This is a genomic window from Streptomyces pyxinicus (assembly GCF_024753135.1).
In the GTDB taxonomy this organism is placed as follows: Bacteria; Actinomycetota; Actinomycetes; order Streptomycetales; family Streptomycetaceae; genus Streptomyces; species Streptomyces pyxinicus.
Genome location: NZ_JANUGP010000048.1, coordinates 13,268 through 39,205, shown reverse-complemented (window position 1 = coordinate 39,205; position 25,938 = coordinate 13,268). Strand labels below are relative to the sequence as shown.

Here is a 25,938-nt window from a genome sequence, read left to right as displayed (position 1 = left end):
ACCCGCACCCGCCCCCGCAGCCACACCCGCCCCACCCCCGCAGCCACACCCCCGCCCCCCTCGCCACCTGATCGCCCCACCAACATCCCGCACCCACCCATTCCTCCCTAACCTGGACGAATGGGTGACGACAACCGGCTGGAAGCAGTCGTGGCGCTCGCGCAGGGCATGGCGGCGGCCCACACCCCGCGGGACTCGTGGCAGGCCGCCGCGCTCGGTGCCTGCCACGCGCTGGACGGCAGCTTCGCCGCGCTGTCGGTGTGGGAGCGGGAGCTGGGCCGGCTGCGGGTCCTGGTGAACGTCGGCACCCGTGCCCCGGACGAGGAGGAGTTCCCGGAGCAGGAGACCTACCCGGTGCACCAGTTCCCGGAGATCACCGAGTTCCTGCACGAGCGCTGGGCCGGCGGCGGCGGCCCCAACGCCTGGGTGGAGACCGCCGAGGGCACCGCCGCCGGCACCCCCGGCTACTTCCACCAGCGCGTCGCCGCCCTGCGCCGCAGGGGCCGCGGCTGCTGCGTCGTCGCGCCGGTCGTCCTGCACGGCCGGGCCTGGGGCGAGCTGTACGTGGCACGGGCCATCGGGCGGCCCGTGTTCAGCCGCCCCGACGCCGACTTCGCCACCGTGCTGGCCGCCGTCGTCGCCGCCGGTCTCGCACAGACGGAGCGGCTGGAGGAGGCCCGCCGGCTCGCCTTCACCGACGCCCTCACCGGCCTCGCCAACCGCCGCGCCGTGGACGTCCGCCTGGAGGAGGCCGTCGAGCAGCACCGCGCCGAGGGGATCGTCGTCAGCCTGGTGGTGTGCGACCTCAACGGGCTCAAGCGGGTCAACGACACCCTCGGGCACGCCGTGGGGGACCGCCTGCTGGAACGTTTCGGCTCGGTGCTCTCGCTGTGCGGCGCGATGATCCCCGGCACCCTGGTGGCCCGGCTCGGCGGCGACGAGTTCTGCCTGGTGGCGGTCGGCCCGTCCGCCGACGACGTGGTGCGGGCCGCCGAGGAGCTGTGCCGCCGGGCCGGCGGGCTGGAGCTGGGGGAGGGGGTCGCGTGCGGCGTGGCCTCCACCGACGATCCGATCGGGCCGGTGCGCGACGCCCGGCGGCTGTTCCGGCTGGCGGACGCCGCCCAGTACCGGGCCAAGGCCCTGCGCGCCGACCGGCCGGTGGTGGCGGGCCGCGAGGGGCCCGACGATCCCGTCGTACGACTGGCCGACCAGCCGCCTGAGCCGCCCCGCGCCCGCGCCGAGCGCCGCCGGTTCCGGGGCCGCCGGCCGTGAGGCGAAGCCCACACCGGACGGTAAGGGTCACCCCCGTACTCCACTAGTGACAGCGGAGCATTCAATGCGTACGCTCCTGAATATGGATATGCACACTGTGGTGGTGGGGACGTCCGGTGTCACGGCGTCCGACGTTCTCGCCGTGGCGCGCGGCGGTGCCCGCATCGAGCTGTCGGCACAGGCGGTGGCGGCCCTCGTGGCCGCCCGGGAGATCGTGGACGCGCTGGCGGCCAAGCCCGACCCGGTCTACGGCGTCTCCACCGGCTTCGGCGCGCTGGCGACCCGGCACATCAGCCCCGAGCTGCGCGCCCAGCTACAGCGCAACATCGTCCGCTCGCACGCCGCCGGCATGGGCCCGCGCGTCGAGCGGGAGGTCGTCCGGGCGCTGATGTTCCTGCGGCTCAAGACCGTCTGCTCCGGGCACACCGGCGTCCGCCCCGAGGTCGCGCAGACCATGGCCGACGTGCTGAACGCCGGCATCACCCCGGTCGTGCACGAGTACGGCTCCCTCGGCTGCTCCGGCGACCTCGCCCCGCTGTCCCACTGCGCCCTGACCCTGATGGGCGAGGGCGACGCCGAGGGCCCCGACGGCGTCGTCCGGCCGGCCGGCGAGCTGCTCGCCGAGCACGGGATCACCCCGGTCGAGCTGCGCGAGAAGGAGGGCCTCGCCCTGCTCAACGGCACCGACGGCATGCTCGGCATGCTGGTCATGGCCCTCGCCGACCTCGACACCCTCTACAAGTCGGCCGACATCACCGCCGCCCTCAGCCTGGAGGCGCTGCTCGGCACCGACAAGGTCCTCGCGCCCGAGCTGCACGCCATCCGCCCACACCCGGGCCAGGGCGCCGCCGCGGCCAACATGCTCGCCGTGCTCCAGGGCTCCCAGCTCACCGGACACCACCAGGACGACGCGCCCCGCGTCCAGGACGCCTACTCGGTGCGCTGCGCCCCGCAGGTCGCCGGCGCCGGCCGGGACACCCTCGCCCACGCCCGCACGGTCGCCGAGCGCGAACTGGCCGCAGCCGTGGACAACCCGGTGGTGCTGTCCGGGGGCACCTCCCAGGCTTTCGGCTCCGGGGAAGGGCGCGTGGAGTCCAACGGCAACTTCCACGGCGCCCCCGTCGCCTACGTGCTCGACTTCCTCGCCATCGCCGCCGCCGACCTCGGCTCCATCGCCGAGCGCCGCACCGACCGGCTGCTCGACAAGAACCGCAGCCACGGCCTGCCGCCGTTCCTCGCCGACGACGCCGGCGTGGACTCCGGGCTGATGATCGCCCAGTACACCCAGGCCGCGCTGGTCAGCGAGCTGAAGCGGCTGGCCGTACCGGCCTCGGCGGACTCCATCCCGTCCTCCGCGATGCAGGAGGACCACGTCTCCATGGGCTGGTCGGCCGCGCGCAAGCTGCGCACCGCCGTGGACAACCTCACCCGGATCATCGCCGTCGAGCTGTACGCGGCCACCCGCGCCGTCGAGCTGCGCGAGGGCCTGACCGCGGCCCCCGCCTCGCGGGCCGTCATCGAGGCCGCCCGCGCCGCCGGCGTGCGGGGCCCGGGACCGGACCGCTTCCTGGCGCCCGACCTGGCCGCCGCCGACGCCTTCGTGCGCGAGGGCGCGCTGGTCAAGGCCGCCGAGACGGTCACCGGCCCGCTCCGCTGAGCAGAGAAGGCCAATAGGCAGGAAAAGCCAGGGGCCCGGTCGGCGTGACCGGGCCCCCGCGCTGTCGTCACGTCACTTCAGCTTGGCCGCCTGGGCCTTGAGCACGGCGGCCGAGACCGCGTACTCCTTCTTGGCCATCATCGCGCCGAGGTTGATCGTGTAGTACGAGGCCACGGTGTTCCCCTGCCGGACGACCTCGCCGTAGACCGTCCCCTTCTCGCCGTCGTCGTCGATGACCAGGCCGAACGCCACCGACTCGTCACCCACGGCCGTGCTCTTCGCCTCGGTCACCCGCGCGACCTTCGCCGTGGCGCCCGCCTGCTTGCCGGTGAAGCCGCCCGCGCACGCCTTGACCGCCGCGCCGACGGCCGCCAGGGCCTTGGCCGCGCCGTCCCCGTCGTACGAGGACAGGTTCACCGTGGTGACGTCCGCGTCCAGGGACTTGTTCATCGCCTTCTCGACATCGCCGTCGGCCATGTCCTGCGGCGAAGTGGCCTTGTCCTTGGGGGCCTTGGGCCGCTTCTCGGTGGCCGTGCGGTCCGTCTGCGCGGCGGCGTCCACCGGCGGGAGCCCGGACAGCACCCGGGTCAGCGGCCGGCACTCGGCGCTGTCGGTCGTGAACGGCTCGGCCCGGGCGGCGGGCACCGGGCCGACGTCGAAGCCGGGCACGTCGCCCTTGGCGATGATCAGCCGCTTCAGCTCGGCGGTGCCGAGCGCCTTCGCGGCCGGCTTGCCGTCCGTCCCCCGGCCGCCGTCGGAGTCCTTCGACCCCCCGTCGGAGGAACAGCCCGTGACAAGGGCGAACGACAGCGCGCTCACGGCGGCGGTGGCGCACAGCCGCACGCCCGATGATCTCTTCATGGGCGCACTATGTGTTCCCTGTCAAAGGACCGTCAAGAAATTTAAAAGCCCAGGCGCTCGCGGCGCACCGAATACACCACGAAACCGGCGCCGACGGCCAGGAAGAGGCTGCCGCCCACGACGTACGGCGTGGTGTCCGGGCTTCCGGTGTCGGCGAGTTCGGCGTCGGCGGCGGACTCCGCGGCTGTCTCGGCGCTCGCGGCACTCTCGGCGCTCTCGTCCGCGACCGCCGAGACGGCCCTGGCCTGCTGGGTGACGTGGGTGGTGGAGAACGGCGCGGTGGACGTCGCCGTCGTCTCTCTCGCCGGGGCGTCCTGCGAGGCCTTCGCGGACGGGACGAACCACAGCGCGCAGAGCAGGGTGCCCGCGGCGGTGGCGGTCAGCAGCGGACGGCGAGCGGATGACACGGAATATCGATCCCCTTGTAGCGCTGGCGAATTGGCCGGGTGAGGCGATGTTAGTGAAAGTCGCGGGTCACGGGAAAGTCACGGGAGGTTTCAGTCGTACGCTCCCCGCATGAGCGATGAAGAGACATCACGTTTTGTACGGCTTCGGGTGGAGCTGGTGCTGGAGGTGCGGGACGAGGACGAGGTGACCAAGGCGGCGCTGCGCCGGCTCGCCGCGGACCCGGACCTGCCGGAGCACGAGCGCGGCCCGGCCGAGACCGCTGTGACGGAAGACACCGCGGAGGCCCTCGCCTACCTCGTGGATCCGTTCGACCTGGTCAGCGAGGTCCCCGGGGTGGAGCTCCAGCAGGCGTCCTGGTCCAGCGAGGAGATCGAGTACGACCCTGATTCGCCGGAGTGGGACCTGGACGAGGATGATGGGGGCGACGACGAGGAAGAGGACGGCATCGGCTGAGCGTCCCGGGGCACCCACGACCCCGGACGGCGACCGCCGTCCGGGGTCTCGTCGTCTCAGGGGGGCGTACGGACGGCTCGCGCACCACCCCGCCTCGGGCGGACGTGGCGTTACCCACACCTGCGAGCTATGTGAAAAGGGACGAATCGTCCGTAGCGTTGAGGATTCTGAACAAAAACTCACGGGGTTTCGCGATTTCGGCAACGATGGAGAAGCGTGTGATGACGGACAGTAAGCGGCGCAAGGGCCTGACGGTCGCGTCCGCACTGCTCGGTAGTGTGCTCGTGCTCACGGGCTGTTCCGGCGGCGGTGACGCCAAGGCGGCCGACGGCGGTGACACCTCGCAGGCCAAGGCCGACGAGGCGGCGGCCAAGAAGTCCTCCGAGGCGCAGATCGCGATCACGCCGAAGGACGGCACGGACAACGCCTCCATCAACAACTCGGCCGCGGTCAAGGTTGCCAAGGGCACCCTCACCAACGTGTCCATGACCACCGGCGACGGCAAGGCCGTGACCGGCGCGCTCTCCGCCGACAGGACGAGTTGGAAGCCCAGCGTCCAGCTGGACCGCTCGACCACCTACAAGGTCGCCGCCGAGGCCAAGGACTCCGCGGGCCGCGTCGCCCACGAGAACGCGTCCTTCACCACGGTCTCCCCGGCCAACAGCTTCATAGGCAACTTCACGCCGGACAACGGGACCACCGTCGGCGTGGGCATGCCGGTGTCGATCAACTTCGACAAGGCGATAGCGAACAAGGCCGCCGTCCAGAAGGGCATATCGGTCACCTCCAGCAGCGGCCAGGAGGTCGTCGGCCACTGGTTCGGCGCCAACCGCATCGACTTCCGGCCGGAGACGTACTGGAAGGAGAACTCCACCGTCACGCTGAAGCTGTCGCTCGACGGTGTCGAGGGCGCGAAGGGCGTCTACGGCGTCCAGCAGAAGACGGTCACCTTCCACATCGGCCGCAACCAGGTCTCCTACGTCGACGCGCAGACCAAGCAGATGAAGGTCACGCAGGACGGCAAGGTCGTCAAGACCCTGCCGATCTCCGCCGGCTCCCCGGAGAACAAGACGTACGAGGGCGTCATGGTGATGTCCGAGAAGTTCAAGCAGACCCGGATGAACGGCGCCACCGTCGGCTTCACCGACGACGACGGCAAGGGCGAGTACGACATCAAGGACGTGCCGCACGCCATCCGCCTCACCGGCTCCGGCACCTTCCTGCACGGCAACTACTGGGGCGCGAAGTCCCTCTTCGGCAACGCCAACACCAGCCACGGCTGCGTGGGTCTGTCCGACACCAAGGGTGCCAACGACCCGAACACACCGGCCGCGTGGGTCTACAACCACTCCCTCATCGGTGACGTGGTCGTCGTCCAGCACACCGGCGACAAGACCGTCTCCCCGGACAACGGCCTCAACGGCTGGAACATGAACTGGGCGCAGTGGAAGGCCGGCTCGGCCGCCTGATCCCGCCCCACGACGTCCCGGTGCCGCCCCTCCGAGGGCGGCACCGGTGTTTCCAGGACCGGCGGACCGTAAACCGCCGGGCGGCCCTTCTCATGCGGCTCTTAGGTCGGACTTAGCGAGTCATCACGGTCCGTCCCTAACTTTCGAGCATGTTCTTCACCTACCTGAGGCGCGAACTGCGCCGCCGCAGAAAAGCGGCCCTCGTCGTCGCCTCCGGACTGGCGCTGGGCATCGCGCTGGTCATCGTGGTCAACTCCGTGTCCAACGGCATGGGGAAGGCCCAGGACAAGGTCCTGCAGTCGCTGTACGGGCTCGGCACGGACATGACGGTCACCAAGGCGGCGTCGGCCTCCACCGGTGCCGCCCAGCGGCCCAACTTCAAGTTCGACGCCAAGGGCAGCGGCGACGACTCCAAGCAGAGCAGTGACCGCGTCATGGTGCAGGGCTTCACCACCCTGGGCTCCTCGACGGTCACCAAGGTCGCCGGCCAGCAGGGCGTGTCGAGCGCGGTCGGCGGGCTGAGCCTGAACGTCGTCAAGGTCAGTGGCCAGTTCACCCGCGGCCAGTTCCAGCAGAACGGCAACGGCGGCGGGGGCGGGTTCCAGCGCGGCGGGGGCAGCGGCGCGCCGCAGGGCGAGGTCAAGGGCGGCGGCGCCAACTTCGACATCAACCAGTACAGCGTCTTCGGCACGGACGTCACCAAGACCGGCCTCGGCCCGCTGACCTCCTCGAAGATCACCAGCGGCCGCGGCTTCAAGACCACCGAGACGAACGCCAAGGTGGCCGTCGTCGACTCGGCGTACGCCAAGGAGAAGAAGTACAAGGTCGGCTCGACCGTCACCGTCAAGGGCACCAAGTACCAGGTGATCGGCATCGCCACCGCGAACAGCGGCGACTCGTCGGCCAACCTGTACATCCCGCTGAAGCAGGCGCAGACGCTCGCCGGCGAGAAGAACAAGGTCACCACGATCTACGTCAAGGCGACCGACTCCCAGAAGATCGACACCGTCAAGAGCGTCATCCAGAAGAACGTCTCCGGTACGACGGTCACCACCTCCTCCGACCTCGCCAAGACGGTCTCCGGCTCGCTGTCCACCGCCTCCTCCCTGGCCACCAAGGTCGGCAAGTGGCTGTCCATCGCGGTGCTGGTGGCCGCGTTCCTGGTGGCCGGCCTGCTCACCTCCTCGGCCGTCTCCCGCCGGGTCCGCGAGTTCGGCACCCTGAAGGCGCTGGGCTGGCGCTCGGGCCGGGTCACCCGGCAGGTGGTCGGTGAGGCCTTCGTCAACGGCCTGGTCGGCGGCGCCCTCGGTATCGCCCTGGGCCTGGCGGGAGCGTACGTCGTGACGGCCATCAGCCCCTCCCTGGAAGCCCAGTTGGGCTCCAGCGCGGGCGGTGGCGGCGGTGGTGGCGGCTTCGGCGGCGGCCCCGGCGGTGGCGGCGGCTTCGGTGGCGGGGGTGGCGCCGGCCGGCAGGCGGCCAAGACCCTGGAGGTGGCCCTCACGGCCCCGGTCAGCGTCACGACGATCACCCTGGCGGTGGGCCTCGCGGTGGCGGGCGGCCTGATCGCGGGCGCGTTCGGCGGCTGGCGGGCGTCCCGGCTCCGCCCGGCGGACGCGCTGCGGCGAGTGGAGTAGCCCGGCCCGCCGGCACCGGGCCCCCGGCCGGCAGCGCAGCGCACACCACCCCCGAACCCACTCAGGAGCCCAGGAGCACCACATGTACGAACTCAGGAACGTCACCAAGCGCTACAGCCGGGGCAAGGAAGCCGTCCACGCCCTCGCCGGCATCGACCTCACCATCCCGGACGGCGACCGACTGGTCATCCAGGGCCCCACCGGCGGCGGCAAGTCCACGCTGCTCCAGATGCTCGGCGGCCTGGACCGGCCCACCTCCGGCGAAGTCGTCCTGGACGGTGTGGATCTGGCCAATCTGAGCGAGGCCCGGCTGACCAGGGTCCGCAGCGAGAGCATCGGCTTCGTCTTCCAGTCCTTCAACCTGATCCCGACGCTCACCGCCCAGGAGAACGTGGAGACGGCCCTCGTCCCGCTCGGCATCAAGGTCAAGGAACGGCGTGAACTGGCCGCCGAGGCACTGAAGTCGGTGGGCCTCGGCGAGCGCCTCGGTCACCTGCCCTCGGAGATGTCCGGCGGCCAGCAGCAGCGCGTCGCCATCGCCCGTGCCCTGGTCAAGCGGCCCAAGGTGCTGCTCGCCGACGAGCCGACCGGCAACCTCGACGAGGGCATGCGGGACGAGATCATGGACGTACTGGAGCGCCTGTGGAAGGAACACGGGCTGACCTTCGTCATGGTCACGCACGACTCCGCGATCGCGCGGAAGGCCCCGCGGCTGGCCACCATCCGCAAGGGCCGGATCACGGTCAAGGAGAACGCCGGCGCGTGACGCCGTAACACGTCCGCCACATCAGACCCTTGACGCCGTCTGATCGCCCCCCGGCATACTTCGTGACCCGGGGGGCTGGCGTGCGTATGTGCGAAGGCACCCCCGGCCGGGTGAACGGGGAATTCACCCGGCACCTATCTCCAGGGGGAGATCTTGCGCAGACAAGTGAAAAGAGCAGCCGCGGCCGGTGTGGCCACCGCCGCGGCTGTCGCCCTCGCAGCGGGAATGACCAGCCCGGCGTCGGCGAGGCCCGCATCCGAGCCGGCCGCCTCCGTCCCGGCCGCGTCCGCCGCGTCAACCGCGTCCGGGACGTCCGCCGGGCAGCACCACGTCACCCTCATCACCGGCGACCGGGTCTCCCTGGACGCCAAGGGCCGGGTGGTCGGTTTCCAGCGGGCCAAGGGGCGCGAGCACATACCCGTCCAGATCCGCAGGTCCGCCGGGCACACCCTGGTGGTGCCCGCCGACGCGGCCCGCCTGCTCGCCTCCGGCACGCTCGACCAGCGCCTGTTCGACGTCACCGAGCTGAACAAGGCGGCCACCCGCAAGGCCCAGCACAACGGCCTGAAGGTCATCGTCGGGTACAGCGGTGCCGCCGCCGCGGCGAAGTCCGACGTCCGCGGCGCCGGTCAACTGCGCCGCAGCCTGGCCGCGTTGAACGCCGACGCCGTGCAGACCCCGGCCCGGGACACCGCCGCGCTGTGGCACGCGGTCACCGACGACGGCCGGACCGCCGAGGGGATCGCGCACATCTGGCTCGACGGCGTCCGCACCGCCTCGCTCGACAAGTCCGTGCCCCAGATCGGCGCCCCGACCGCGTGGAAGGCCGGCTACACCGGCAAGGGCGTGAAGGTCGCCGTCCTGGACACCGGCGTCGACACCAGCCACCCGGACCTGAAGACCCAGGTGCTGGAGTCGAAGAACTTCACCGGCGCGGCCGACGCCCGGGACCACTTCGGGCACGGCACGCACGTCGCGTCCATCGTGGCGGGCACCGGCGCCAAGTCGGGCGGCAAGTACAAGGGCGTCGCACCGGACGCGAAGATCCTCAACGGCAAGGTGCTGGACGACTCCGGCTCCGGTGACGACTCCGGCATCCTCGCCGGCATGGAGTGGGCGGCCGCCCAGGGCGCCTCCGTCGTCAACCTCAGCCTCGGCGGGCCCGACAGCCCCGGGGTCGACCCGCTGGAAGCCGAGGTGAACAAGCTCTCCGCCGAGAAGGGCATCCTGTTCGCGATCGCCGCGGGCAACGACGGCCCCCAGTCGATCGGCTCGCCGGGCAGCGCGGACGCGGCGCTCACCGTCGGCGCCGTCGACGGCAAGGACAAGCTGGCGGACTTCTCCTCCACCGGGCCCCGCACCGGCGACGGCGCCGTCAAGCCGGACGTCACCGCGCCCGGCGTCGACATCACGGCCGCCGCGGCCAAGGGCAGCGTCATCGACCAGGAGGTCGGCGAGAAGCCCGAGGGGTACCTGACCATTTCCGGCACCTCGATGGCCACCCCGCACGTCGCGGGCGCCGCCGCGATCCTGAAGCAGGAGCACCCCGACTGGGGCTCCGCCGAGCTGAAGGGCGCCCTGACCGCCTCCACCAAGGGCGGCAAGTACACCCCGTTCGAGCAGGGTTCGGGCCGCATCCAGGTCGACAAGGCCATCAAGCAGGCCGTCGTCGCCGAACCGGTGTCGGTGAGCTTCCCGGTCCAGCAGTGGCCGCACACCGACGACAAGCCGGTGAGCCGGCAGGTGACCTACCGCAACCTCGGCGACAAGGACGTCACGCTCGCCCTGTCGAGCACGGCGACCGGCCCCAAGGGCGCGGCGGCCCCGGCCGGCTTCTTCAAGCTGGCCGCGACCTCCCTGACCGTCCCGGCGCACGGCAGGGCCTCGGTCGGCCTGATCGTGAACACCAAGCTGGGCGGCACGCTCGACGGCGCCTACTCCGCCTACGTGACGGCGACCGGCGGCGGACAGACCGTGCGCACGGCCGCCGCGGTGCAGCGCGAGGTGGAGTCGTACGACGTCACGCTGAAGTTCATCGGCCGCGACGGCAGGCCGGCCCCGTACTACGGCGCCGACCTCACCGGCGTCGCGGGTCTGGCCAACGGCGTGTCGGCGTCCCCGTACGACAAGTCCGGCACGGTGAAGGTGCGCGCGCCGAAGGGCACGTACATCCTCAACACCGCCGTCTACGTCGACCCGGCCGACGCCGCCAAGGGCCTGGACTGGATCGCGCAGCCGAAGCTGACCGTCGGCAAGAAGCAGACGATCACCGTCGACGCGCGCAAGGCCGAGCCGGTGTCCGTCACCGTCCCCGCCTCGGGCGTGACCTCGCGGTTCGCCTCGCCCGGCTTCGACGTCACGATCGGCGACGGCGAGTACGGCTACGGCTGGTTCCTGGACTCGTACAAGAACTTCCGCACCGCCCACCTCGGCGGCGCCCTGCCCGCCGGGACGCTGCGCCAGCAGTGGGACGCCCACTGGACCAAGGGCGCCGCGGACCAGTACGACGTGGTCTCCGGCGGCCCGGTCACCAAGCTCGCCACCGGCTACACCAAGCACTACAAGGCGAGCGAGCTGAGCACCGTCAAGGGCCGGCTCGGCGCCCCCGCGAGCGGCAAGACCGGCTCGCTCGCCGCCTCCGGCTGGCTGCCCGGCAGCTCCGGCGCCTCCTCCGTCAACGTCCCGCAGAAGCTGCCCGGCATCCGCACCCTGCACCTCTCCACCGGCGGCAAGGTCACCTGGCAGCTGGACTTCGAGCAGGACGGCGGCCTCGACCAGGACGGCTTCCCGGTGGTGGACGCCGCGTACCCGCTCGGCACGTTCACCTTCAAGGCCGGCAAGACCTACACCAAGACGGTCAACACCGCCGTCTTCGGCCCGCACGTCTCCAAGGAACTCGGCCTGTTCCGCGTCGGCGACGAGATCTCCGGCTCGCTGCCGCTCGTCGCGGACTCCGCCCGGCACGCCGGGTACTCGGAGTTCACCTCGGCGCACACCACCCTGTACCGCAACGGCACCAAGGTCGGCTCCAACACCGACCCGCTGTTCGGCGCGGAGACCTTCAAGGTGCCGGCCGGTGACGCCGCCTACCGGCTGACCACCTCGGTCCGGCGCTCGGCTAAGGTCGCCAGGGCCTCCAGCCGGATCGACGCCGCCTGGACCTTCCGGTCCAAGAAGCCGTCCGGCGACGCACTCGTCCAACTCCCGGCGTCGGCACCGCACTTCGGCGCCACCACCGGCCTGGACAGCACGGTCCCCGCCGGCCGGAAGGTCACCTTCCCGGTCACCGTCGAGGGTGCCGCGGCAGGCCGCAACCTGAAGTCGCTGACGGTGTACGTCTCCTACGACGGCAGGACCTTCACGAAGGTCGCCGTCCACGGCGGCAGGATCACGGTGAAGAACCCGGCGAGGGGCAAGTCCGTCTCCTTCCGGGCCGAGATCACCGACAAGAGGGGCAACACCTCGCAGGTCACGATCTACGACGCCTACTTCGGCAAGTAGACCGCCGCTCCGGCGACAGGGGGGCACATCGGGGACCGTCCCGGTGCGCCCCTCAGCCCGTGGCCGCCCGGGTCGCGTCCGCTCCCCAACTCGCCAGCAGGCGCAGGGACTCGGCGGACACGGAGCCCGGCTCGGCGTGGTACGTCAGCAGGGCCTGGTCCGCGTCGTCCGCGAGCCGGAACGACTCGAAGTCCAGGGACAGCTCACCGACCAGCGGATGGTGCAGCCGCTTGACGCCGTGGCTCTTCTCCTTGACGTCGTGCGTGGCCCACAGCCGCCGGAACTCCTCGCTCTTCACCGAGAGTTCCCCCACCAGCGCCGACAGCCGGGGATCGTCCGGCCAGCAGCCCGCGTCCATCCGCAGGGCGCAGACGATGTCGATCGCCTTCTGCTCCCAGTCGACGAACAGCTCCCGGTAATCGGGCCGCAGGAACACCAGCCGCGCCCAGTTGCGCTCCTCGGCCGGCAGCTCCGCCCAGTCCCCGAAGACGGCCGCCGCCATCCGGTTCCAGGCCAGGATCTCCGAGCGCCGCCCCACCACGTACGCCGGTACGCCCTCCAGCCGGTCCAGCAGCCGGCACAGCGAGGGGCGCACCTGCTGCCGGCGGGCGGGCGGCTTCTTCTTGTGCGACGTCGGCTTGGCCAGGTGGGTGAGGTGCGCGTGCTCGGCGTCGGTCAGCCGCAGCGCGCGGGCGATCGCGTCCAGCACCTCCGCCGACACATTGCGTCCGTTGCCCTGTTCCAGCCGGGTGTAGTACGCCACCGACACCCCGGCCAGCTGGGCCAGCTCCTCGCGGCGCAGTCCGGGCACCCGGCGGTGCCGTCCGAAGTCCGGCAGCCCCACGTCCTCCGGCTTCAGCCGGGCCCGCCTGCTGCGCAGGAACTCGCTCAGCTCGGCCCGCCGGTCCAGCGGCCGGCCGGGCGCCGCCACCGCCGACGGCATGTCGTCCCCGCGTTCCATACCTCCAGTATCACGTCCCCGCACACGGTCGTACGCACGGGAGCCTGACCCCGCCAGTGGTACGCACGGCGGTCGTACGAAGAGCGGTGGACTGGGCTGATGCCCGCGACCGGGCGCACGCTGGAGGGGTGCCCGGTCGAAGGCAGCCGGGCGCGAACCACTCTGAGGAGAATCCGGCATGACCACTGTTGCTGCTTACGCCGCGCCCGCACCGAAGGCCCCGCTGGAGCGGACCACCATCGAGCGGCGCGCGGTCGGCGATCACGACGTCCTCATCGACATCAAGTTCGCCGGTATCTGCCACTCCGACATCCACCAGGCCCAGGACGGCTGGCGCCCCGGCATCTTCCCGATGGTCCCGGGCCACGAGATCGCCGGTGTCGTCTCCGAGGTCGGCTCCGAGGTGACGAGGTTCGCCGTCGGCGACCGGGTGGGCGTCGGCTGCATGGTCGACTCCTGCCGCACGTGCGACAACTGCGCGGCCGGCCTGGAGCAGTACTGCCTCAAGGGCGGCCCGACCTGGACCTACAACGACACCGGCAAGGACGGCGAGCCCACCTACGGCGGCTACTCCGAGAAGGTCGTCGTCGACGAGAACTTCGTCGTCCGCGTTCCCGAGGGCCTGTCACTGGACGTGGCCGCGCCGCTGCTGTGCGCGGGTATCACCACGTACTCCCCGCTCAGGCACTGGAACGCCGGCCCCGGCAAGAAGGTCGCCGTCGTCGGCCTGGGCGGCCTCGGCCACATGGGCGTGAAGATCGCGCACGCGCTGGGCGCCGAGGTCACCGTGCTCTCGCAGTCCCTGCGCAAGAAGGACGACGGGCTGCGCCTGGGCGCCGACCACTACCACGCCACCGGCGACCCGGACACCTTCGAGAAGCTGGCCGGCACCTTCGACATCATCCTGAACACGGTGTCCGCGCCGCTGGACTTCGCCGCGTACCTCTCGCTGCTGCGGACCGACGGCACCATGGTGAACGTCGGCCTGCCCGAGGAGCCGGTGCAGATCGTGCTCCAGTCCCTGTTCGGCCACCGGCGCAGCGTCAGCAGCTCCGGGATCGGTGGCATCCCCGAGACCCAGGAGATGCTGGACTTCTGTGCGGAGCACGGGTTGGGCGCGGAGATCGAGCTGATCTCCGCCGAGCAGATCAACGAGGCGTACGAGCGGGTGCAGGCCAGTGACGTGCGGTACCGGTTCGTGATCGACGTCGCCACGATCTGACGATGCCGGGTGCTGATCAGCCCCCGGCACCGCGCAGCAGGGCGACGCCCGCCCGCCGGAAGGATCGCCCCGGTCATCGTCCAGGGCCGGCGGTCCCGCCCGAACAGCCCCGGCACGAGCAGCCGCCGGGCCGGGTCGGGGCGTGCGCTCACCTCGCGCACGTCCCGGGCGGGCGGGGCGTCGTACGAGGAGCTGCTGGCCGAGCATGTGCTGCGGCCCCTGGGCCGCCGCCATCCGCATGAGCAGGGTGCCGGTCAGCACCTTGGTGCAGGAACCGATCTCCACGAAACGGTCCACCGCGTGGCCACCGGTGAGCCGAGGCGGCCCGGAATCGCTCAGCACGCAGGTCGGTACACGGCGCATACGGGAACCCACCCCGGTTCTGGCTGGTCAGGTATAAAGGGTAGGAAACGCCGGGCAGTTGACGCGGGGGAGGGGGTCGGAGCGGTGCCGCGCAAGGTCACGTGCTCCCGCCGGCTGAAGCCGCTGCTCCTGCTGCCGCCCGTGCTGCTGCTGTCCGTCCTGCTGCTGGAGACCGGCAGCCTCTTCACGACCGTGGCCCTGGCCGCGACCGCCGCGGCGAGCTGTGCGCTCGCCCTCTGCGCGGTGCTGGCCGCCCGGTCGGTGCCCGCCGTACCGCCCACCCGGGTCCGTACGGCCCTGCGTGACCGCGCCCGCCGCACCGCCTTCCTGCCCCAGCGCGATCCCGACGCGCCCGGCCGCCGACGCCCCAGGGCACCCGGCCGGAGCCTTCCGGCGACCACCGCGCGGGGCACCTTCCGTACCGTGTGACCCCGCGCGGGTCGTCTGCCGAGATCCCCCTCTCTCTCCCGGCACGACGAGACCCCCGGAGGGCTCACCCATGTCCGTCTTCAGCGTGTTCGCACACCTGGTCGAACACCTCGCCGACCTGCTCACCCCGCTCTGCCACGACTCCGCGACCGCCGCGGCGATCGTCCTGTTCACCGCCCTGGTACGACTCCTCGTCCACCCCCTGTCCCGGGCCGCCGCGCGCGGGCAGCGGGCCCGCGCCGCGCTGCGGCCGAGGATCGCGGAGCTGCGCGGGCGGCACGCGAAGGACCCCGAGCGGCTGCGGCGGGCCGTCCTCGAACTGCACACCGCGGAACGGGTCTCCCCGCTGTCCGGCATCCTGCCGGGCCTGCTCCAACTGCCCGCCTTCTTCCTGCTCTACCACCTGTTCTCGACCAGCGCCGGGTCCGGTCTGCTGGCCCACCGGCTGTTCGCGGCGCCGCTCGGCGGCCGCTGGACGGACGCGCTCGCCGACGGCGGCCCGTTCGGCCCGGCCGGCCTGGTCTACCTCGGCCTCTTCGCCCTCGTCGCGGCCGTCGCCACCTTCACCTACCGGCGCGCGAGGCGACTGGCGGCGGCCGAACCGGTCGTCGCCGGGGGGCTCCCGGGGCTCGGCGCGGTGAACCGCGTCGCGCCGTTCCTGTCCTTCCTCACCCTCGCCACCGTCGCCGCCGTACCGCTCGCGGCGGCCCTCTACATCGTCACCAGCACCACCTGGAGCGCACTCGAACGGGCCGCCCTGTACCGCTGACCACCTGCGGTTACGGTCCAGTACATGAACAAGGTCTTGCGGAGTGGACGGCGGGATTGGAGGATCAGCCAGTCCTCTCGGTGGCCGCACCCATCGGTCGGGCGCCCCGCTATCGAGGGAGACGGTGACATGAAGCTGCTGCGAGTCGGCACGGCGGGTGCGGAGCGGCCCGCGCTGCTGGACGCCGGGGGGACCCTGCGCGACCTGTCGGGCCTCGTGGCCGACATCGACGGAGCGCTCCTCGCCGACGAGGCCGCGCTCGCCCGGGTGCGGGCCGCCGCCGAGGCCGGTGACCTGCCCGCGCTGGACGCGGCCGGGCTCCGGACCGGGCCGCCGGTCGCCCGGATCGGCAAGGTGGTGTGCATCGGGCTCAACTACCACGACCACGCCCGGGAGACCGGTGCCGAGCCGCCCGCCGAGCCGGTCGTCTTCCTCAAGGCGCCGGACACCGTGGTCGGTCCCGACGACACCGTGCTGGTCCCGCGCGACTCGGTGAAGACCGACTGGGAGGTGGAGCTGGCCGTCGTCATCGGGCGTACGGCCCGCTATCTGGAGTCGGCCGAGGAGGGGCTCGCCCATGTCGCCGGGTACGCCGTCGCCCACGACGTCTCCGAGCGGGAATTCCAGATCGAGCGGGGCGGCACCTGGGACAAGGGCAAGAACTGCGAGACGTTCAACCCGCTCGGCCCCTGGCTGGTGACGGCGGACGAGGTGCCCGACCCGCAGGCCCTCGCCCTGCGGCTGTGGGTCAACGGCGAGCTGAAGCAGCACGGCACCACGGCCGACCAGATCTTCCCGGTCGGCGAGGTCGTCCGCTACCTCAGCCGCTTCATGACCCTCCACCCCGGCGACGTCGTCAACACCGGCACCCCGGCCGGCGTCGCCATGGGCCGGCCCGACCCCAAGCCCTACCTGCGCGCCGGAGACGTGGTCGAGCTGGAGGTCGAGGGGCTCGGACGGCAGCGCCAGGAGTTGAAGGACGCGTAACGGAAACCGGCCCCGCTACCCCAGCAGCGCGCCCAGCCTGCGCCACTCCGCGCGGGGCAGGGTGTCTCCCTGGTCCTCCGTGACCACCTGGACGGCCACGTGGTCGGCGCCCGCCGTCAGGAAGGCGTCGACGCGGGCGCGGATCGCGGTGTCCGGGCCCCAGGCGAAGACCGCCTCCACCAGGCGGTCGCTGCCGCCGTCCGCGACGTCGGACTCGGTGAAGCCCAGGCGGAGGAAGTTGTTGGTGTAGTTGGGCAGTTCGAGGTAGCGGGCCAGGTAGGCGCGGGCGATGTCGCGGGCGCGGGCCGGGTCGGGTTCCAGGACCACCTTGAACTCCGGGGCCAGCAGCGGGCCTTCGCCCAGGGTCTCGCGGGCCTCGGCGGTGTGCTCCGGCGTGACCAGGTACGGCACCGCGCCCGCCGCCCGGTCCCGGGCCAGCCGCAGCGTCCTCGGGCCCAGCGCGGCCAGCACCCGCCGGTCGGCCGGCAGGCCCGCCGCGTCCAGGGCGTCCAGGTAGGCGACCAGCGCCGAGTACGGGCGCCGGTACTGGTCGGCCAGCTTGGCGTGGCTGACACCGAGACCGAGCAGGAAGCGGCCCGGGTGGGCGGCGTCCACCTCGGCGAACGCCGCCGCGCTGTCCTCGGCCTCGTACTGCCAGATGCTCTGGATGCTGGTGCCCACCATCAGAGTGCGCGTGGCGTCCAGCAGCGGGACCGCGTGCCGGGCGGCGCTGCTGCCGCCCAGCCACGCGGCACCGAAGCCGAGTTCCTCCAGCTCGGCGGCCGCCTCGCCGATCTCGCCGCGCCGGGCGGGGTCCTCCGAGCGCAGCCCGGCGTTCCAGACGCCGTAGCGGCCGATCCTGTCCTTCAAGGTGCTCATGCGCCGATCCCTCCGGGCGGGGCCGTGATCATCGTGCCTTCAGCCCTTCCCAACCGGCGGGACCCGTCACGTCATCCCCGGCCGCGTCACCCCTTCAGGAACCGCTCCAGGGCCTCGACCACCAGCCGGTGGTCCTGGAGCTGGGGCAGCCCGGACACGGTGACCGCGCCGACCACGCCGACGTCCTCGACGCGCACCGGGAACGAGCCGCCGTGCGCCGCGTAGACGTCCGGGTCCAGGCGGGAGGAGTCCTCGAAGGTGCTGCCCTTGGCCCGGAAGCGGGCGCCGACCAGGTAGGAGGCGGCGCCGTAGCGCTCCACCACCCGGCGCTTGCGGGCGATCCAGGCGTCGTTGTCCGGGGTGGAGCCCGGCAGGGCCGCGTGGAAGAGCTGCTGGCCGGCCCGGTGGATGTCGATCGCGACCGGCGCCCGCCGCTCCCGGGCCAGCTCCACCAGCAGCGAGCCGAGCGCCCAGGCGTCGTCGTGGGTGAACCGGCGGAACACCAGCCGCCGTTCCTGCGCCTCCAGCTCCTCGACGGACGGGACGGATTCGGGAGTGGTCGTGGACATCAGAGGGTCACCGTCACCTTCTCGCGGGCGGACCTGCGGGCCGCTTCCAGTACGTCGAGCGCGGCGGCCGCCTCCAGCGCGGTCACCGGGTTGGGCCCCGCACCGGTCAGGGCGGCGGCGACGGCCGCGTAGTAGGCCGGGTAGTCGCCGGGCAGGGTCGGCACCGGGGTGCCGCCGCCGGACAGCGGGGACTCGCCGGAACCGATCCGCCCCCACAGCGCCTCGTCCTCCACGCCCCACTCGGGGGCGGTGCCGGGGCGCCCGCCCTCGCGCAGAGCCGCCTCCTGCGGGTCCAGGCCGTACTTCACGTAGCCGGCGCGCGAGCCCAGGACCCGGAAGCGCGGGCCGAGCTGCGCGGTGGTCGCGGAGACGTGGAGGTGGGAGCGGACGCCGCTCGCGTGGGTGAGCGCGAGGAAGGTGTCGTCGTCGGCCTCGGCGCCGGTCCGGCGGACGTCCGTCTCCGCGTACACCTCGGTGACCGGGCCGAACAGCACCATGGCCTGGTCGACGACATGGCTGCCGAGGTCGTAGAGCAGGCCGCCGATCTCCGCCGGGTCGCCGGACTCGCGCCAGCCGCCCTTCGGCTCGGGGCGCCAGCGCTCGAAGCGGGACTCGAAGCGCCAGGCGTCGCCCAGCGAGCCGTCCGCGAGCAGCCCGCGCAGGGTCAGGAAGTCGTTGTCCCAGCGGCGGTTCTGGAAGACCGACAGCAGCAGCCCGCGCTCCTCCGCGAGGGCGGCCAGCTCGCGGGCCTCGGCGGCGGTGCCGGCCACCGGCTTGTCCACGACCACCGGCAGGCCCGCCTTGAGGGCGGCCGTGGCGAGCGGCACATGGGTCTTGTTCGGGGAGGCGATGACGACGAGGTCCAACTCGTCCGCGCGGTCGAACAGCTCCTCGGGAGCGTCGGCGAGGCGCACGTCCGGGGACGCGGCGCGGGCCTGCCGCCGCCGGTCCGGGTCGGAGGTGACCACCGTGTCCAGGGCGAGGCCCTCGGTGGCGGCGATCAGCGGGGCGTGGAAGACGGAGCCGGCGAGGCCGTAGCCGACGAGGCCGACGCGGAGCGGGGTACCAGTCATGCGTCCTGTCATGCGTCTACTTTGGCAACGCTGTTGCCAAAGTGCAAGCGACCGGCAGAATGGGGGTGTGATGGGTGGCGTGAACAGGACGAGTGGCGGCGGGCCGACGGGTGCGAACCTCGGCGCCGTCCGCAGCCACAACACCGCGCTGGTGCTGGGGCTGCTGCGCGGTGCCGGGGGCGCGGGCATCAGCCGGCTCGAACTGGCCGAGCGCACCGGGCTGACCCCGCAGGCCGTCAGCAAGATCACCGCACGCCTGCGGGAGGCGGGCCTCGCGGCGGAGGCCGGCCGGCGCGCCTCCACCGGGGGCAAGCCCCGGACCGTACTGCGGCTGGTGCCGGAGGCGGGCCACGCGGTGGGCGTGCACCTGGACCGCGACGAACTGCGGGTGGTCCTCGTCGACCTGGACGGCGCCGTGGTGGTCGAGCGGCGCGGGGAACTGGACCTGGGCGCCGGGGCCGAGGCGGTGCTCGGGGTGGTCGGGGCCGCCGTGCGCGGGCTGGTGGCCGACGCCCTGGGCGGCACCCCGCCCGACGCTCCCACGCTGCTCGGGGTGGGGGTCGCGCTGCCGGGACCGCTGGACCACGCGCGCGGTGTGCTGCACCGGGTCACCGGGTTCCCGCAGTGGGACGGCTTCCCGCTGCGGGACGCGCTCGCCGAGCGGCTGGGCGTGCCGGTGGTGGTGGACAAGGACACGAACGCCGCCGCGCTGGGTCTCGCGGTCGGGGGCGAGCCGGGGCCGGGCGAGCAGCGGGAGAGCGGGCAGGGCGCGGGGGACGGCGCTTTCCCGGGGAGCGGCTCCTTCGCCTACCTCCACCTCGGCACCGGTCTCGGCGCGGGTCTGGTGATCGGCGGGCGGGTGCACCGGGGGGCGCGGACCGGGGCCGGGGAGTTCGGCCACCAGGTGATCCGGCTCGACGGACCGCCGTGCCCGTGCGGCAACCGGGGGTGTGTGGAGGTGCTGTGCCTGGACGCGGTGGCGCGGGGCGAGGTGGCGGAGGCGGCCCGGGTGCTGGGAGTGGCGGCCGGGAACCTGGTGGGGCTGCTGGACATCGACCTCGTCCTGCTGGGCGGGCGGACCGTCGCCGGGTCCCCGGAGCCGTACGTCGCGGGCGTCGCCGAGGTCCTGGCGGCGCGGGCCCGCCGGGAGGGGATGCCCGGCGGCTCGGTACGGGTCGCGCCGCGCGGGGAGCGGGTGGTGGCAGAGGGCGCCGCACAACTGCTGCTGGCGCCGCTGTTCGGGCGGGGGGACGTGTGACGATGACCGGACAGCGAGGGCCGACGATACGACCGTAGGACAATCGGGCGGACTTGCCCCCGCCCCGGAGTGGCGGCGGCCGTCCCCGCACCCGGCCCGGCGTGTCATGGAGCCATGCGACTGTGCCCGCCGCCCCTGTCCCCCCGCCTCGCCGCAGCCGTCGCCACCGCCGCCGTCACCGCCGGCCTCGGGCTCGCCCTGGCCCCCGGAGCCGCCGCCGCGGCCACCGCCTCCTGCGTCGCCGCCGACGCGCGGAGCTTCCCGCTGGCCACCCGCATCCGGGGCGGCCCGGCCCGTTACGAGGCCGGCGGCGGCTTCGGCACCTGGTACCTCGACCTGACCAACACCACGACCGCCACCTGCGCCGGCATCCACCCGGTCGTCGTGCTCACCGACACCGAGCGCGTCCTGCGCCCCGAGCAGCCGCAGCTGGAGTTCTACGACGGCCCCCGCACCCGCGCGGTGCCCTTCGAGGCCACCGACGAACAGGAACTGGTCGGCGTGCTCGACGGCACCGGTTTCGACGGCTTCACCGTGCCGCCCGGCCGTACCGTCAGCGTCCGGCTCAGGCTCGCCCTCACCTCCGACACCGCGTCCGAGCAGGTCACCGTGAACGCCGCCGTCGTCCAGCGCCGGGGCGAGGACGGCGACTGGGTCGGGGAGTCCAACGCCTACCGCTTCGGCATCGACCAGGACGGACCGGGGGAGGAGACCCCCGGCCCCGACGGGACACCCGGGCCGACGGCCGACCCCACCGCAACCCCCGCCCCCTACGGCACCCCGGTCCAGGACGGCACCCCCGTCCCCAGCGCGACGACCGGCACCCCCGCGTCCCCGCCCCCCACCGGCACGGCCACCCCCGACTCCTCCCTCTTCCTCGCCGGGGAGGCGCAAGCGGCCGGCCGGCGCGCCCGCGAGCTGGCCCGCACCGGCCCCGCCCTGGCCCACGGCCTGCTCGCCGCGACCGGCGCCCTGCTCGCCGTAGGAGCCGCCGCCCACCTGCTGGCCCGCCGCCGCCACTGACCACCGCCCCCGCCCCCACCGGCACGGTCACCCCCGCCCGTCTGCGACGATCCCCGCGTGGACTACCCGAACGACCAGGCCCCCGGTGCCCCCGTGCGCTCCGGCATCCCCGAGCACGGCCGTATCCCCAAGTACTACGCGGTGAAGGCACGGATCGCGGCCCTGCTGGAGGAACTGGGGGAGGGGAGCGTCATCCCCACCGAGCGGGACCTCTCCGAGCGGTACGACGTCGCCCGCGAGACCGTGCGCCAGGCGGTGCGCGAACTCGTGCTGGAGGGCCGGCTGCGGCGCCGGGGCCGGGGGACCGTCGTCGCCGGGCCCAAGCTGGCCCAGCCGCTGTCCCTCGCCAGCTACACCGAGGGCGTCCGCAAGCAGGGCCGTACCCCGGGCCGGTCCCTCGTCGGCCTGGACCGCTTCCCGTGCCCGGAGGCCCTCGCGGCGGAGACCGGGCTGAGCCGGGGCGAGCCGGTCTGGCACCTGGAGCGGGTGCTGCTCGCCGACGAGGAGCGGGTCGGCCTGGAGAGCACCTACGTCGCCGTCGCCCGGGTGCCCCGCCTGGACGCCGGTTTCGACCCCGACTCCTCCTTCTACGGCTATCTCCGGAACCAGGGCATCGCCTTCGGCGACGCCGACGAGCGCATCGAGACCGTCCTCGCCACGCCCCGCGAGGCCCTGCTGATCGGCACCCCGCCGGCCTTGCCGATGCTGCTGATCCACCGCGTGTCCCGGGACACCGACGGCCGCCCGCTGGAGCGGGTCCGCTCCCTCTACCGAGGCGACCGGTTCTCCTTCACGGCCCACCTGCGCGGCTGAGAAGCAACCCTTCGGACCGGTCACCGAGCATAACGAAAAGATAACGGGTCTAGCCCAAATGTGATGGGTCGTTCACGCTCTCGTTGTCAGCCGGATGTCTCCGGTCACCGATGCGCGAGGAGCGTTGCCGACGTGGAAGTGACAGTCGTCGGAGCAGGCGTGGTGGGCACCATGCACGCCTGGCAAGCAGTGGAACGCGGCCACCGGGTCGTCCAGATCGAGCGCGAGGCCGAGGCGCGCGGCGCCTCGCTGCGCAACTTCGGGCAGATCTGGGTCAGCGGCCGGGCCGGTGGGGAGGAGCTGGAGACCGCGCTGCGGGCGCGGGAGCTGTGGCAGGAGGTCGGCGCCCGGGTCCCGGCACTCGGCTTCCGGGCCAACGGCTCCCTCACCCCGGTGCGCGGCCCCCTCGAACTGGGCGTCGCCGAGGCCGCCGTGGCCCGGCCCGACGCCGCCGCCCGGGGCTACAAGCTGCTCACCCCGGGCGAGGCCCGCGCCCTCAACCCGGCGCTGCGCGGCGACTTCACCGCCGCGCTGTACTGCGAGCGGGACGCGGCCGTCGAGCCCCGCACCGCCCAGCTCGCCCTGCGCGCCGAACTGCTGAAGCACCCGAACTACACCTTCCTGCCCGGCCGCGAGGTCCGTGAGGTGGTGGGCGCCGGCACCGTCCGCGACGACCACGGCGACGTGCACCAGGCCGACGCCGTGGTCCTGGCCACCGGTGCCTGGCTCGGCGGACTGGTCCGCGAACTGGCCGGACCCGGCCTGCCGGTGCGCCGCGTCCGCCTCCAGATGATGCAGACCGAGCCGCTCGGCGAGCCCCTGACCACCTCGGTCGCGGACGCCGACAGCTTCCGCTACTACCCCGCCTACGCCTCCCCGGCCCTGGACGCGCTGAACGCCCGGCAGCCGCAGCCCGACACCGCCGCCACGCACCGGATGCAACTCCTCATGGTCCAGCGCGCCGACGGCGGACTGACCATCGGCGACACCCACGAGTACGAGCACCCCTTCGCCTTCGACACCGTCGAGGCGCCCTACGAGCACCTCACCGGCGTCGTCGAGTCCCTGCTCGGCCGGCCGCTGCCCCGCGTCCGGCGCCGCTGGGCCGGGGTGTACGCGCAGTGCACCGACCCCGGCCGGGTGGTGTACCGCCGCCAGGTGAGCGACGGGGTGTGGCTGGTCACCGGGCCCGGCGGGCGCGGTATGACCTGCTCCCCCGCGATAGCCGAGACCACCGCGAACGAACTGGGCTGGTGAACACCCCATGACCGACACCCGCACCGACACCGCCGACACCACCGGCATCCGGCTCGTCGTCCTCGACATGGCCGGCACCACCGTCGCCGACGGCGGCCTGGTCGAGCGCGCCTTCGCCGCCGCCGCTGCCGAACTGGGCGTCGAGGAGGGCTCGGCCGAGCACGCCGAGCACCTCGCGTACGTCCGCGCCACCATGGGCGAGTCCAAGATCTCCGTCTTCCGGCACCTGTTCGGCACCGAGGACCGCGCCCGGCGCGCCAACGCCGCCTTCGAGAAGGCGTACGGCGAACTGGTCGACGCCGGTCTCGTCGCGCCCGTCCCCGGCGCCCGCGAGGCGATCGAGGAACTGGCCGGCGGCGGCCGTACCGTCGCCCTGACCACCGGCTTCGCCCGGGTCACCCAGGACGCCGTCCTGGCCGCGCTGGGCTGGACGGACCTGGTGCCGCTCACCCTGTGCCCGGCCGACGCCGCCGGGCGCGGGCGGCCGTACCCGGATTTGGTGCTGGAGGCGTTCCTGCGCACCAAGGCCGCCGAGGACGTCCGGCAGGTGGCCGTCGTCGGCGACACCTCCTACGACGTGCTCAGCGGGGTCCGCGCCGGCGCCGGACTGGTCGCCGGCGTGCGCACCGGGGCCCACGGCGACGAGGAGTTCCGCGCGGCCGGCGCCACCCACGTCCTGGACTCCGTCGCCGCCCTGCCCGCCCTGCTCACGGGAGCCGGGTGAGGTGGGGCACGCGTCACCCGGGCCTGATTAGGCTGGGGGCGTCGGTACGCCGTGGTTCCGGCGCCCCCAGCCTTTCCCGACCGCACGCAGCCAGGAGACGCACAACATGGCAGACCGCAAGCCGATCGAGTCGTGGCTCACCGACATGGACGGCGTCCTGATCCACGAGGGCGTGCCGATCCCGGGCGCCGACTCCTTCCTGAAGAAGCTGCGCGAGTCCGGGCGGCCCTTCCTGGTGCTGACCAACAACTCCATCTACACCGCCCGCGACCTGCACGCCCGGCTGCGCCGCATGGGCCTGGACGTGCCGGTGGACAACATCTGGACCTCGGCGCTGGCCACCGCCCAGTTCCTGAACGACCAGCGGCCCGGCGGCAGCGCCTACGTCATCGGCGAGGCCGGCCTGACCACCGCCCTGCACGACGTCGGCTACATCCTCACCGACCACGAGCCCGACTTCGTGATCCTCGGCGAGACCCGCACCTACTCCTTCGAGGCCATGACCAAGGCCGTCCGGCTGATCAACTCCGGCGCCCGGTTCATCGCCACCAACCCGGACAACGTCGGCCCCTCCACCGAGGGCGCCCTGCCCGCCACCGGCTCCGTCGCCGCCCTGATCACCGCCGCGACCGGCCGCAAGCCCTACTTCGTCGGCAAGCCCAACCCGCTGATGATGCGGGCCGGGCTGAACGCGATCGGCGCCCACTCCGAGACCTCCGCGATGATCGGCGACCGTATGGACACCGACGTCCTCGCCGGTCTGGAGGCCGGGATGCGCACCTTCCTGGTGCTCAGCGGGGTCACCCAGCCCGGCGAGATCGACCGCTACCCGTTCCGGGCGTCCGAGGTCGTGGACTCCATCGCCGACCTGGTCGACCTGGTCTGAGACCCCTCCCGGGGGGGCCGACCGGGGCACCACCCGGCCTCACCCGTTCGGCGCAGCGGGGCGCCTCCCGAGGATGCGGGGGCGCCCCCACCGGGGGAACCTCCTGGTATCTGGAGGTTCACGATGGGCTCACTTCGCCTCACTCTCTGTACCGGAATCCTGGCCGCGGCCGTCTGCACCCCCGCCGCCCACGCGGCGAGCGGCGGCCCGGTCACCGTGACCCCCGCCTCCCCGGCACCCGGCGGCGCCGTCACCGTGCGGGCCGGCGGCTGTACCGGCGCGCGGGCCACGGCGGCCTCGACCGCCTTCGTCGCCGACGCCGTGCTGACCGGCGGCCAGGGCACCGTCTCCGGTGAGACCCAGGTGCGCACCTCCGTCCAGCCGGGCGCCTACGACGTCAAGGTCACCTGCGCCGGCACCGTCACCACCGGCACCCTCACGGTCGGCTCCGGGGGCGGTGGCGGGCTCGGGCAGCTGGAGCAGCTCATCCGCCCCTTCGGTACCGGTGCCTCCGCCGTGGCGCCCTCCGAGACGCCCGTCGCCCCCGTGGACGCCGGCGGCGGTGGCACCGCGCACTTCGCCACGGTCGCCACCAGCGGCTCCGGGCCCGGCAACCTCCAGGCGGTCACCGGGCTCGCGCTGGCCGGGATCGCCGCGGTCGTCGTCGGGCGGCGGGCCCGCCGGAGCCGCGGCACCCGCTGACG

24 protein-coding genes are annotated in these 25,938 nt (G+C 73.1%); 18 read left to right on the top strand and 6 right to left on the bottom strand.

Going from position 1 to position 25,938, the window contains the following annotated elements:
* Positions 1–120 precede the first annotated feature (120 nt).
* Together NX794_RS34375 and hutH are read left to right on the top strand one after the other, a co-directional pair.
* Positions 121–1,272: a GGDEF domain-containing protein gene (locus tag NX794_RS34375; protein ID WP_258783616.1), complete on the top strand. Its 1,152-nt coding sequence runs from the start codon at positions 121–123 to the stop codon at positions 1,270–1,272.
* A gap of 88 nt (positions 1,273–1,360) precedes the next feature.
* A complete protein-coding gene (gene hutH / locus NX794_RS34370) occupies positions 1,361–2,929 on the top strand; it encodes a histidine ammonia-lyase (RefSeq protein WP_258783619.1) in 1,569 nt (522 codons plus the stop codon).
* Between the two features lie 72 nt (positions 2,930–3,001).
* On the opposite strand, the gene NX794_RS34365 is transcribed toward hutH, so the two are convergent.
* Positions 3,002–3,790: a hypothetical protein gene (locus tag NX794_RS34365; protein WP_258783615.1), complete on the bottom strand. Its 789-nt coding sequence runs from the start codon at positions 3,788–3,790 to the stop codon at positions 3,002–3,004.
* Between the two features lie 41 nt (positions 3,791–3,831).
* Positions 3,832–4,197 (bottom strand): LAETG motif-containing sortase-dependent surface protein, encoded by a 366-nt coding sequence (locus NX794_RS34360; RefSeq protein WP_258783614.1) that lies wholly within the window; start codon positions 4,195–4,197, stop codon positions 3,832–3,834.
* A 109-nt stretch (positions 4,198–4,306) separates the two neighbouring features.
* Here NX794_RS34360 and NX794_RS34355 point away from each other — a divergent pair, with 109 nt between their 5' ends.
* From NX794_RS34355 to NX794_RS34335, 5 genes are all read left to right on the top strand, one after another.
* Positions 4,307–4,651: a hypothetical protein gene (locus NX794_RS34355; RefSeq protein WP_258783613.1), complete on the top strand. Its 345-nt coding sequence runs from the start codon at positions 4,307–4,309 to the stop codon at positions 4,649–4,651.
* Positions 4,652–4,872: 221 nt separating this feature from the next.
* Positions 4,873–6,120, top strand: coding sequence for a L,D-transpeptidase (locus tag NX794_RS34350; RefSeq protein ID WP_258783612.1), 1,248 nt, complete (start codon positions 4,873–4,875; stop codon positions 6,118–6,120).
* 149 nt (positions 6,121–6,269) lie between these two features.
* Positions 6,270–7,754, top strand: coding sequence for an ABC transporter permease (locus NX794_RS34345; RefSeq protein ID WP_258783611.1), 1,485 nt, complete (start codon positions 6,270–6,272; stop codon positions 7,752–7,754).
* An 82-nt stretch (positions 7,755–7,836) separates the two neighbouring features.
* Complete coding sequence (locus NX794_RS34340; RefSeq protein ID WP_258783610.1) at positions 7,837–8,520, top strand: ABC transporter ATP-binding protein; 684 nt, start codon at positions 7,837–7,839, stop codon at positions 8,518–8,520.
* A gap of 225 nt (positions 8,521–8,745) precedes the next feature.
* Positions 8,746–12,021, top strand: coding sequence for a S8 family peptidase (locus NX794_RS34335; protein ID WP_428986016.1), 3,276 nt, complete (start codon positions 8,746–8,748; stop codon positions 12,019–12,021).
* Positions 12,022–12,073: 52 nt separating this feature from the next.
* On the opposite strand, the gene NX794_RS34330 is transcribed toward NX794_RS34335, so the two are convergent.
* Positions 12,074–12,982: a helix-turn-helix domain-containing protein gene (locus NX794_RS34330; protein ID WP_258783608.1), complete on the bottom strand. Its 909-nt coding sequence runs from the start codon at positions 12,980–12,982 to the stop codon at positions 12,074–12,076.
* A gap of 178 nt (positions 12,983–13,160) precedes the next feature.
* Between NX794_RS34330 and NX794_RS34325 the strand changes: the two genes are divergently transcribed.
* The 4 genes from NX794_RS34325 to NX794_RS34310 all read left to right on the top strand — a co-directional run bounded on the left by NX794_RS34325 (position 13,161) and on the right by NX794_RS34310 (position 16,752).
* The gene (locus tag NX794_RS34325; protein ID WP_258783607.1) at positions 13,161–14,204 is read left to right on the top strand and encodes an NAD(P)-dependent alcohol dehydrogenase; all 1,044 of its coding nucleotides are present in this window, start codon (positions 13,161–13,163) and stop codon (positions 14,202–14,204) included.
* A 447-nt stretch (positions 14,205–14,651) separates the two neighbouring features.
* Positions 14,652–14,996 (top strand): DUF6412 domain-containing protein, encoded by a 345-nt coding sequence (locus tag NX794_RS34320; protein ID WP_258783606.1) that lies wholly within the window; start codon positions 14,652–14,654, stop codon positions 14,994–14,996.
* Positions 14,997–15,066: 70 nt separating this feature from the next.
* A complete protein-coding gene (locus NX794_RS34315; protein ID WP_258783605.1) occupies positions 15,067–15,765 on the top strand; it encodes a YidC/Oxa1 family membrane protein insertase in 699 nt (232 codons plus the stop codon).
* A 129-nt stretch (positions 15,766–15,894) separates the two neighbouring features.
* Positions 15,895–16,752, top strand: a complete 858-nt coding sequence (locus NX794_RS34310; RefSeq protein ID WP_258783604.1) for a fumarylacetoacetate hydrolase family protein — start codon at positions 15,895–15,897, stop codon at positions 16,750–16,752.
* Between the two features lie 15 nt (positions 16,753–16,767).
* Here the strand turns inward: NX794_RS34310 and NX794_RS34305 are convergent, their stop codons facing one another.
* The 3 genes from NX794_RS34305 to NX794_RS34295 all read right to left on the bottom strand — a co-directional run bounded on the left by NX794_RS34305 (position 16,768) and on the right by NX794_RS34295 (position 19,285).
* The gene (locus NX794_RS34305) at positions 16,768–17,631 is read right to left on the bottom strand and encodes an LLM class F420-dependent oxidoreductase (RefSeq protein ID WP_258783603.1); all 864 of its coding nucleotides are present in this window, start codon (positions 17,629–17,631) and stop codon (positions 16,768–16,770) included.
* An 86-nt stretch (positions 17,632–17,717) separates the two neighbouring features.
* Positions 17,718–18,200 carry a heme-degrading domain-containing protein gene (locus tag NX794_RS34300; protein ID WP_258783602.1) on the bottom strand — a complete coding sequence of 161 codons (483 nt, stop codon included), beginning with the start codon at positions 18,198–18,200 and terminating at the stop codon, positions 17,718–17,720.
* Positions 18,200–19,285: a Gfo/Idh/MocA family protein gene (locus NX794_RS34295; RefSeq protein WP_258783601.1), complete on the bottom strand. Its 1,086-nt coding sequence runs from the start codon at positions 19,283–19,285 to the stop codon at positions 18,200–18,202. Before NX794_RS34295 ends, NX794_RS34300 begins: the two co-directional genes overlap by 1 nt.
* A 58-nt stretch (positions 19,286–19,343) precedes the next feature.
* On the opposite strand from NX794_RS34295, the gene NX794_RS34290 reads away from it, so the two are divergent.
* The 7 genes from NX794_RS34290 to NX794_RS34260 all read left to right on the top strand — a co-directional run bounded on the left by NX794_RS34290 (position 19,344) and on the right by NX794_RS34260 (position 25,936).
* A complete protein-coding gene (locus NX794_RS34290; RefSeq protein ID WP_258783618.1) occupies positions 19,344–20,531 on the top strand; it encodes an ROK family transcriptional regulator in 1,188 nt (395 codons plus the stop codon).
* A gap of 114 nt (positions 20,532–20,645) precedes the next feature.
* Positions 20,646–21,554, top strand: coding sequence for a hypothetical protein (locus NX794_RS34285; RefSeq protein ID WP_258783600.1), 909 nt, complete (start codon positions 20,646–20,648; stop codon positions 21,552–21,554).
* Between the two features lie 57 nt (positions 21,555–21,611).
* Positions 21,612–22,367, top strand: a complete 756-nt coding sequence (locus NX794_RS34280) for a GntR family transcriptional regulator (RefSeq protein WP_258783599.1) — start codon at positions 21,612–21,614, stop codon at positions 22,365–22,367.
* A 132-nt stretch (positions 22,368–22,499) separates the two neighbouring features.
* Complete coding sequence (locus NX794_RS34275) at positions 22,500–23,624, top strand: TIGR03364 family FAD-dependent oxidoreductase (protein WP_258783598.1); 1,125 nt, start codon at positions 22,500–22,502, stop codon at positions 23,622–23,624.
* 7 nt (positions 23,625–23,631) lie between these two features.
* Complete coding sequence (locus NX794_RS34270; RefSeq protein ID WP_258783597.1) at positions 23,632–24,348, top strand: phosphonatase-like hydrolase; 717 nt, start codon at positions 23,632–23,634, stop codon at positions 24,346–24,348.
* A 106-nt stretch (positions 24,349–24,454) separates the two neighbouring features.
* The gene (locus tag NX794_RS34265; protein ID WP_258783596.1) at positions 24,455–25,234 is read left to right on the top strand and encodes an HAD-IIA family hydrolase; all 780 of its coding nucleotides are present in this window, start codon (positions 24,455–24,457) and stop codon (positions 25,232–25,234) included.
* 123 nt (positions 25,235–25,357) lie between these two features.
* Entirely contained in the window at positions 25,358–25,936 is a 579-nt protein-coding gene (locus NX794_RS34260) for a hypothetical protein (protein WP_258783595.1), read from the top strand.
* Positions 25,937–25,938: the final 2 nt, after the last annotated feature.

Excerpts from the sequence above, each read along its gene's own strand:
- NX794_RS34375 (WP_258783616.1), top strand. The coding sequence starts at position 121 with ATGGGTGACGACAACCGGCTGGAAGCAGTCGTGGCGCTCGCGCAGGGC.
- NX794_RS34310 (WP_258783604.1), top strand. The coding sequence starts at position 15,895 with ATGAAGCTGCTGCGAGTCGGCACGGCGGGTGCGGAGCGGCCCGCGCTG.
- NX794_RS34305 (WP_258783603.1), bottom strand. The coding sequence starts at position 17,631 with ATGAGCACCTTGAAGGACAGGATCGGCCGCTACGGCGTCTGGAACGCC.
- NX794_RS34330 (WP_258783608.1), bottom strand. The coding sequence starts at position 12,982 with ATGGAACGCGGGGACGACATGCCGTCGGCGGTGGCGGCGCCCGGCCGG.
- NX794_RS34350 (WP_258783612.1), top strand. The coding sequence starts at position 4,873 with ATGACGGACAGTAAGCGGCGCAAGGGCCTGACGGTCGCGTCCGCACTG.
- NX794_RS34355 (WP_258783613.1), top strand. The coding sequence starts at position 4,307 with ATGAGCGATGAAGAGACATCACGTTTTGTACGGCTTCGGGTGGAGCTG.
- NX794_RS34260 (WP_258783595.1), top strand. The coding sequence starts at position 25,358 with ATGGGCTCACTTCGCCTCACTCTCTGTACCGGAATCCTGGCCGCGGCC.
- NX794_RS34300 (WP_258783602.1), bottom strand. The coding sequence starts at position 18,200 with ATGTCCACGACCACTCCCGAATCCGTCCCGTCCGTCGAGGAGCTGGAG.
- NX794_RS34340 (WP_258783610.1), top strand. The coding sequence starts at position 7,837 with ATGTACGAACTCAGGAACGTCACCAAGCGCTACAGCCGGGGCAAGGAA.
- hutH (WP_258783619.1), top strand. The coding sequence starts at position 1,361 with ATGCACACTGTGGTGGTGGGGACGTCCGGTGTCACGGCGTCCGACGTT.
- NX794_RS34295 (WP_258783601.1), bottom strand. The coding sequence starts at position 19,285 with ATGACAGGACGCATGACTGGTACCCCGCTCCGCGTCGGCCTCGTCGGC.
- NX794_RS34315 (WP_258783605.1), top strand. The coding sequence starts at position 15,067 with ATGTCCGTCTTCAGCGTGTTCGCACACCTGGTCGAACACCTCGCCGAC.
- NX794_RS34345 (WP_258783611.1), top strand. The coding sequence starts at position 6,270 with ATGTTCTTCACCTACCTGAGGCGCGAACTGCGCCGCCGCAGAAAAGCG.
- NX794_RS34265 (WP_258783596.1), top strand. The coding sequence starts at position 24,455 with ATGGCAGACCGCAAGCCGATCGAGTCGTGGCTCACCGACATGGACGGC.
- NX794_RS34365 (WP_258783615.1), bottom strand. The coding sequence starts at position 3,790 with ATGAAGAGATCATCGGGCGTGCGGCTGTGCGCCACCGCCGCCGTGAGC.
- NX794_RS34335 (WP_428986016.1), top strand. The coding sequence starts at position 8,746 with ATGACCAGCCCGGCGTCGGCGAGGCCCGCATCCGAGCCGGCCGCCTCC.
- NX794_RS34285 (WP_258783600.1), top strand. The coding sequence starts at position 20,646 with ATGCGACTGTGCCCGCCGCCCCTGTCCCCCCGCCTCGCCGCAGCCGTC.
- NX794_RS34270 (WP_258783597.1), top strand. The coding sequence starts at position 23,632 with ATGACCGACACCCGCACCGACACCGCCGACACCACCGGCATCCGGCTC.
- NX794_RS34325 (WP_258783607.1), top strand. The coding sequence starts at position 13,161 with ATGACCACTGTTGCTGCTTACGCCGCGCCCGCACCGAAGGCCCCGCTG.
- NX794_RS34290 (WP_258783618.1), top strand. The coding sequence starts at position 19,344 with ATGGGTGGCGTGAACAGGACGAGTGGCGGCGGGCCGACGGGTGCGAAC.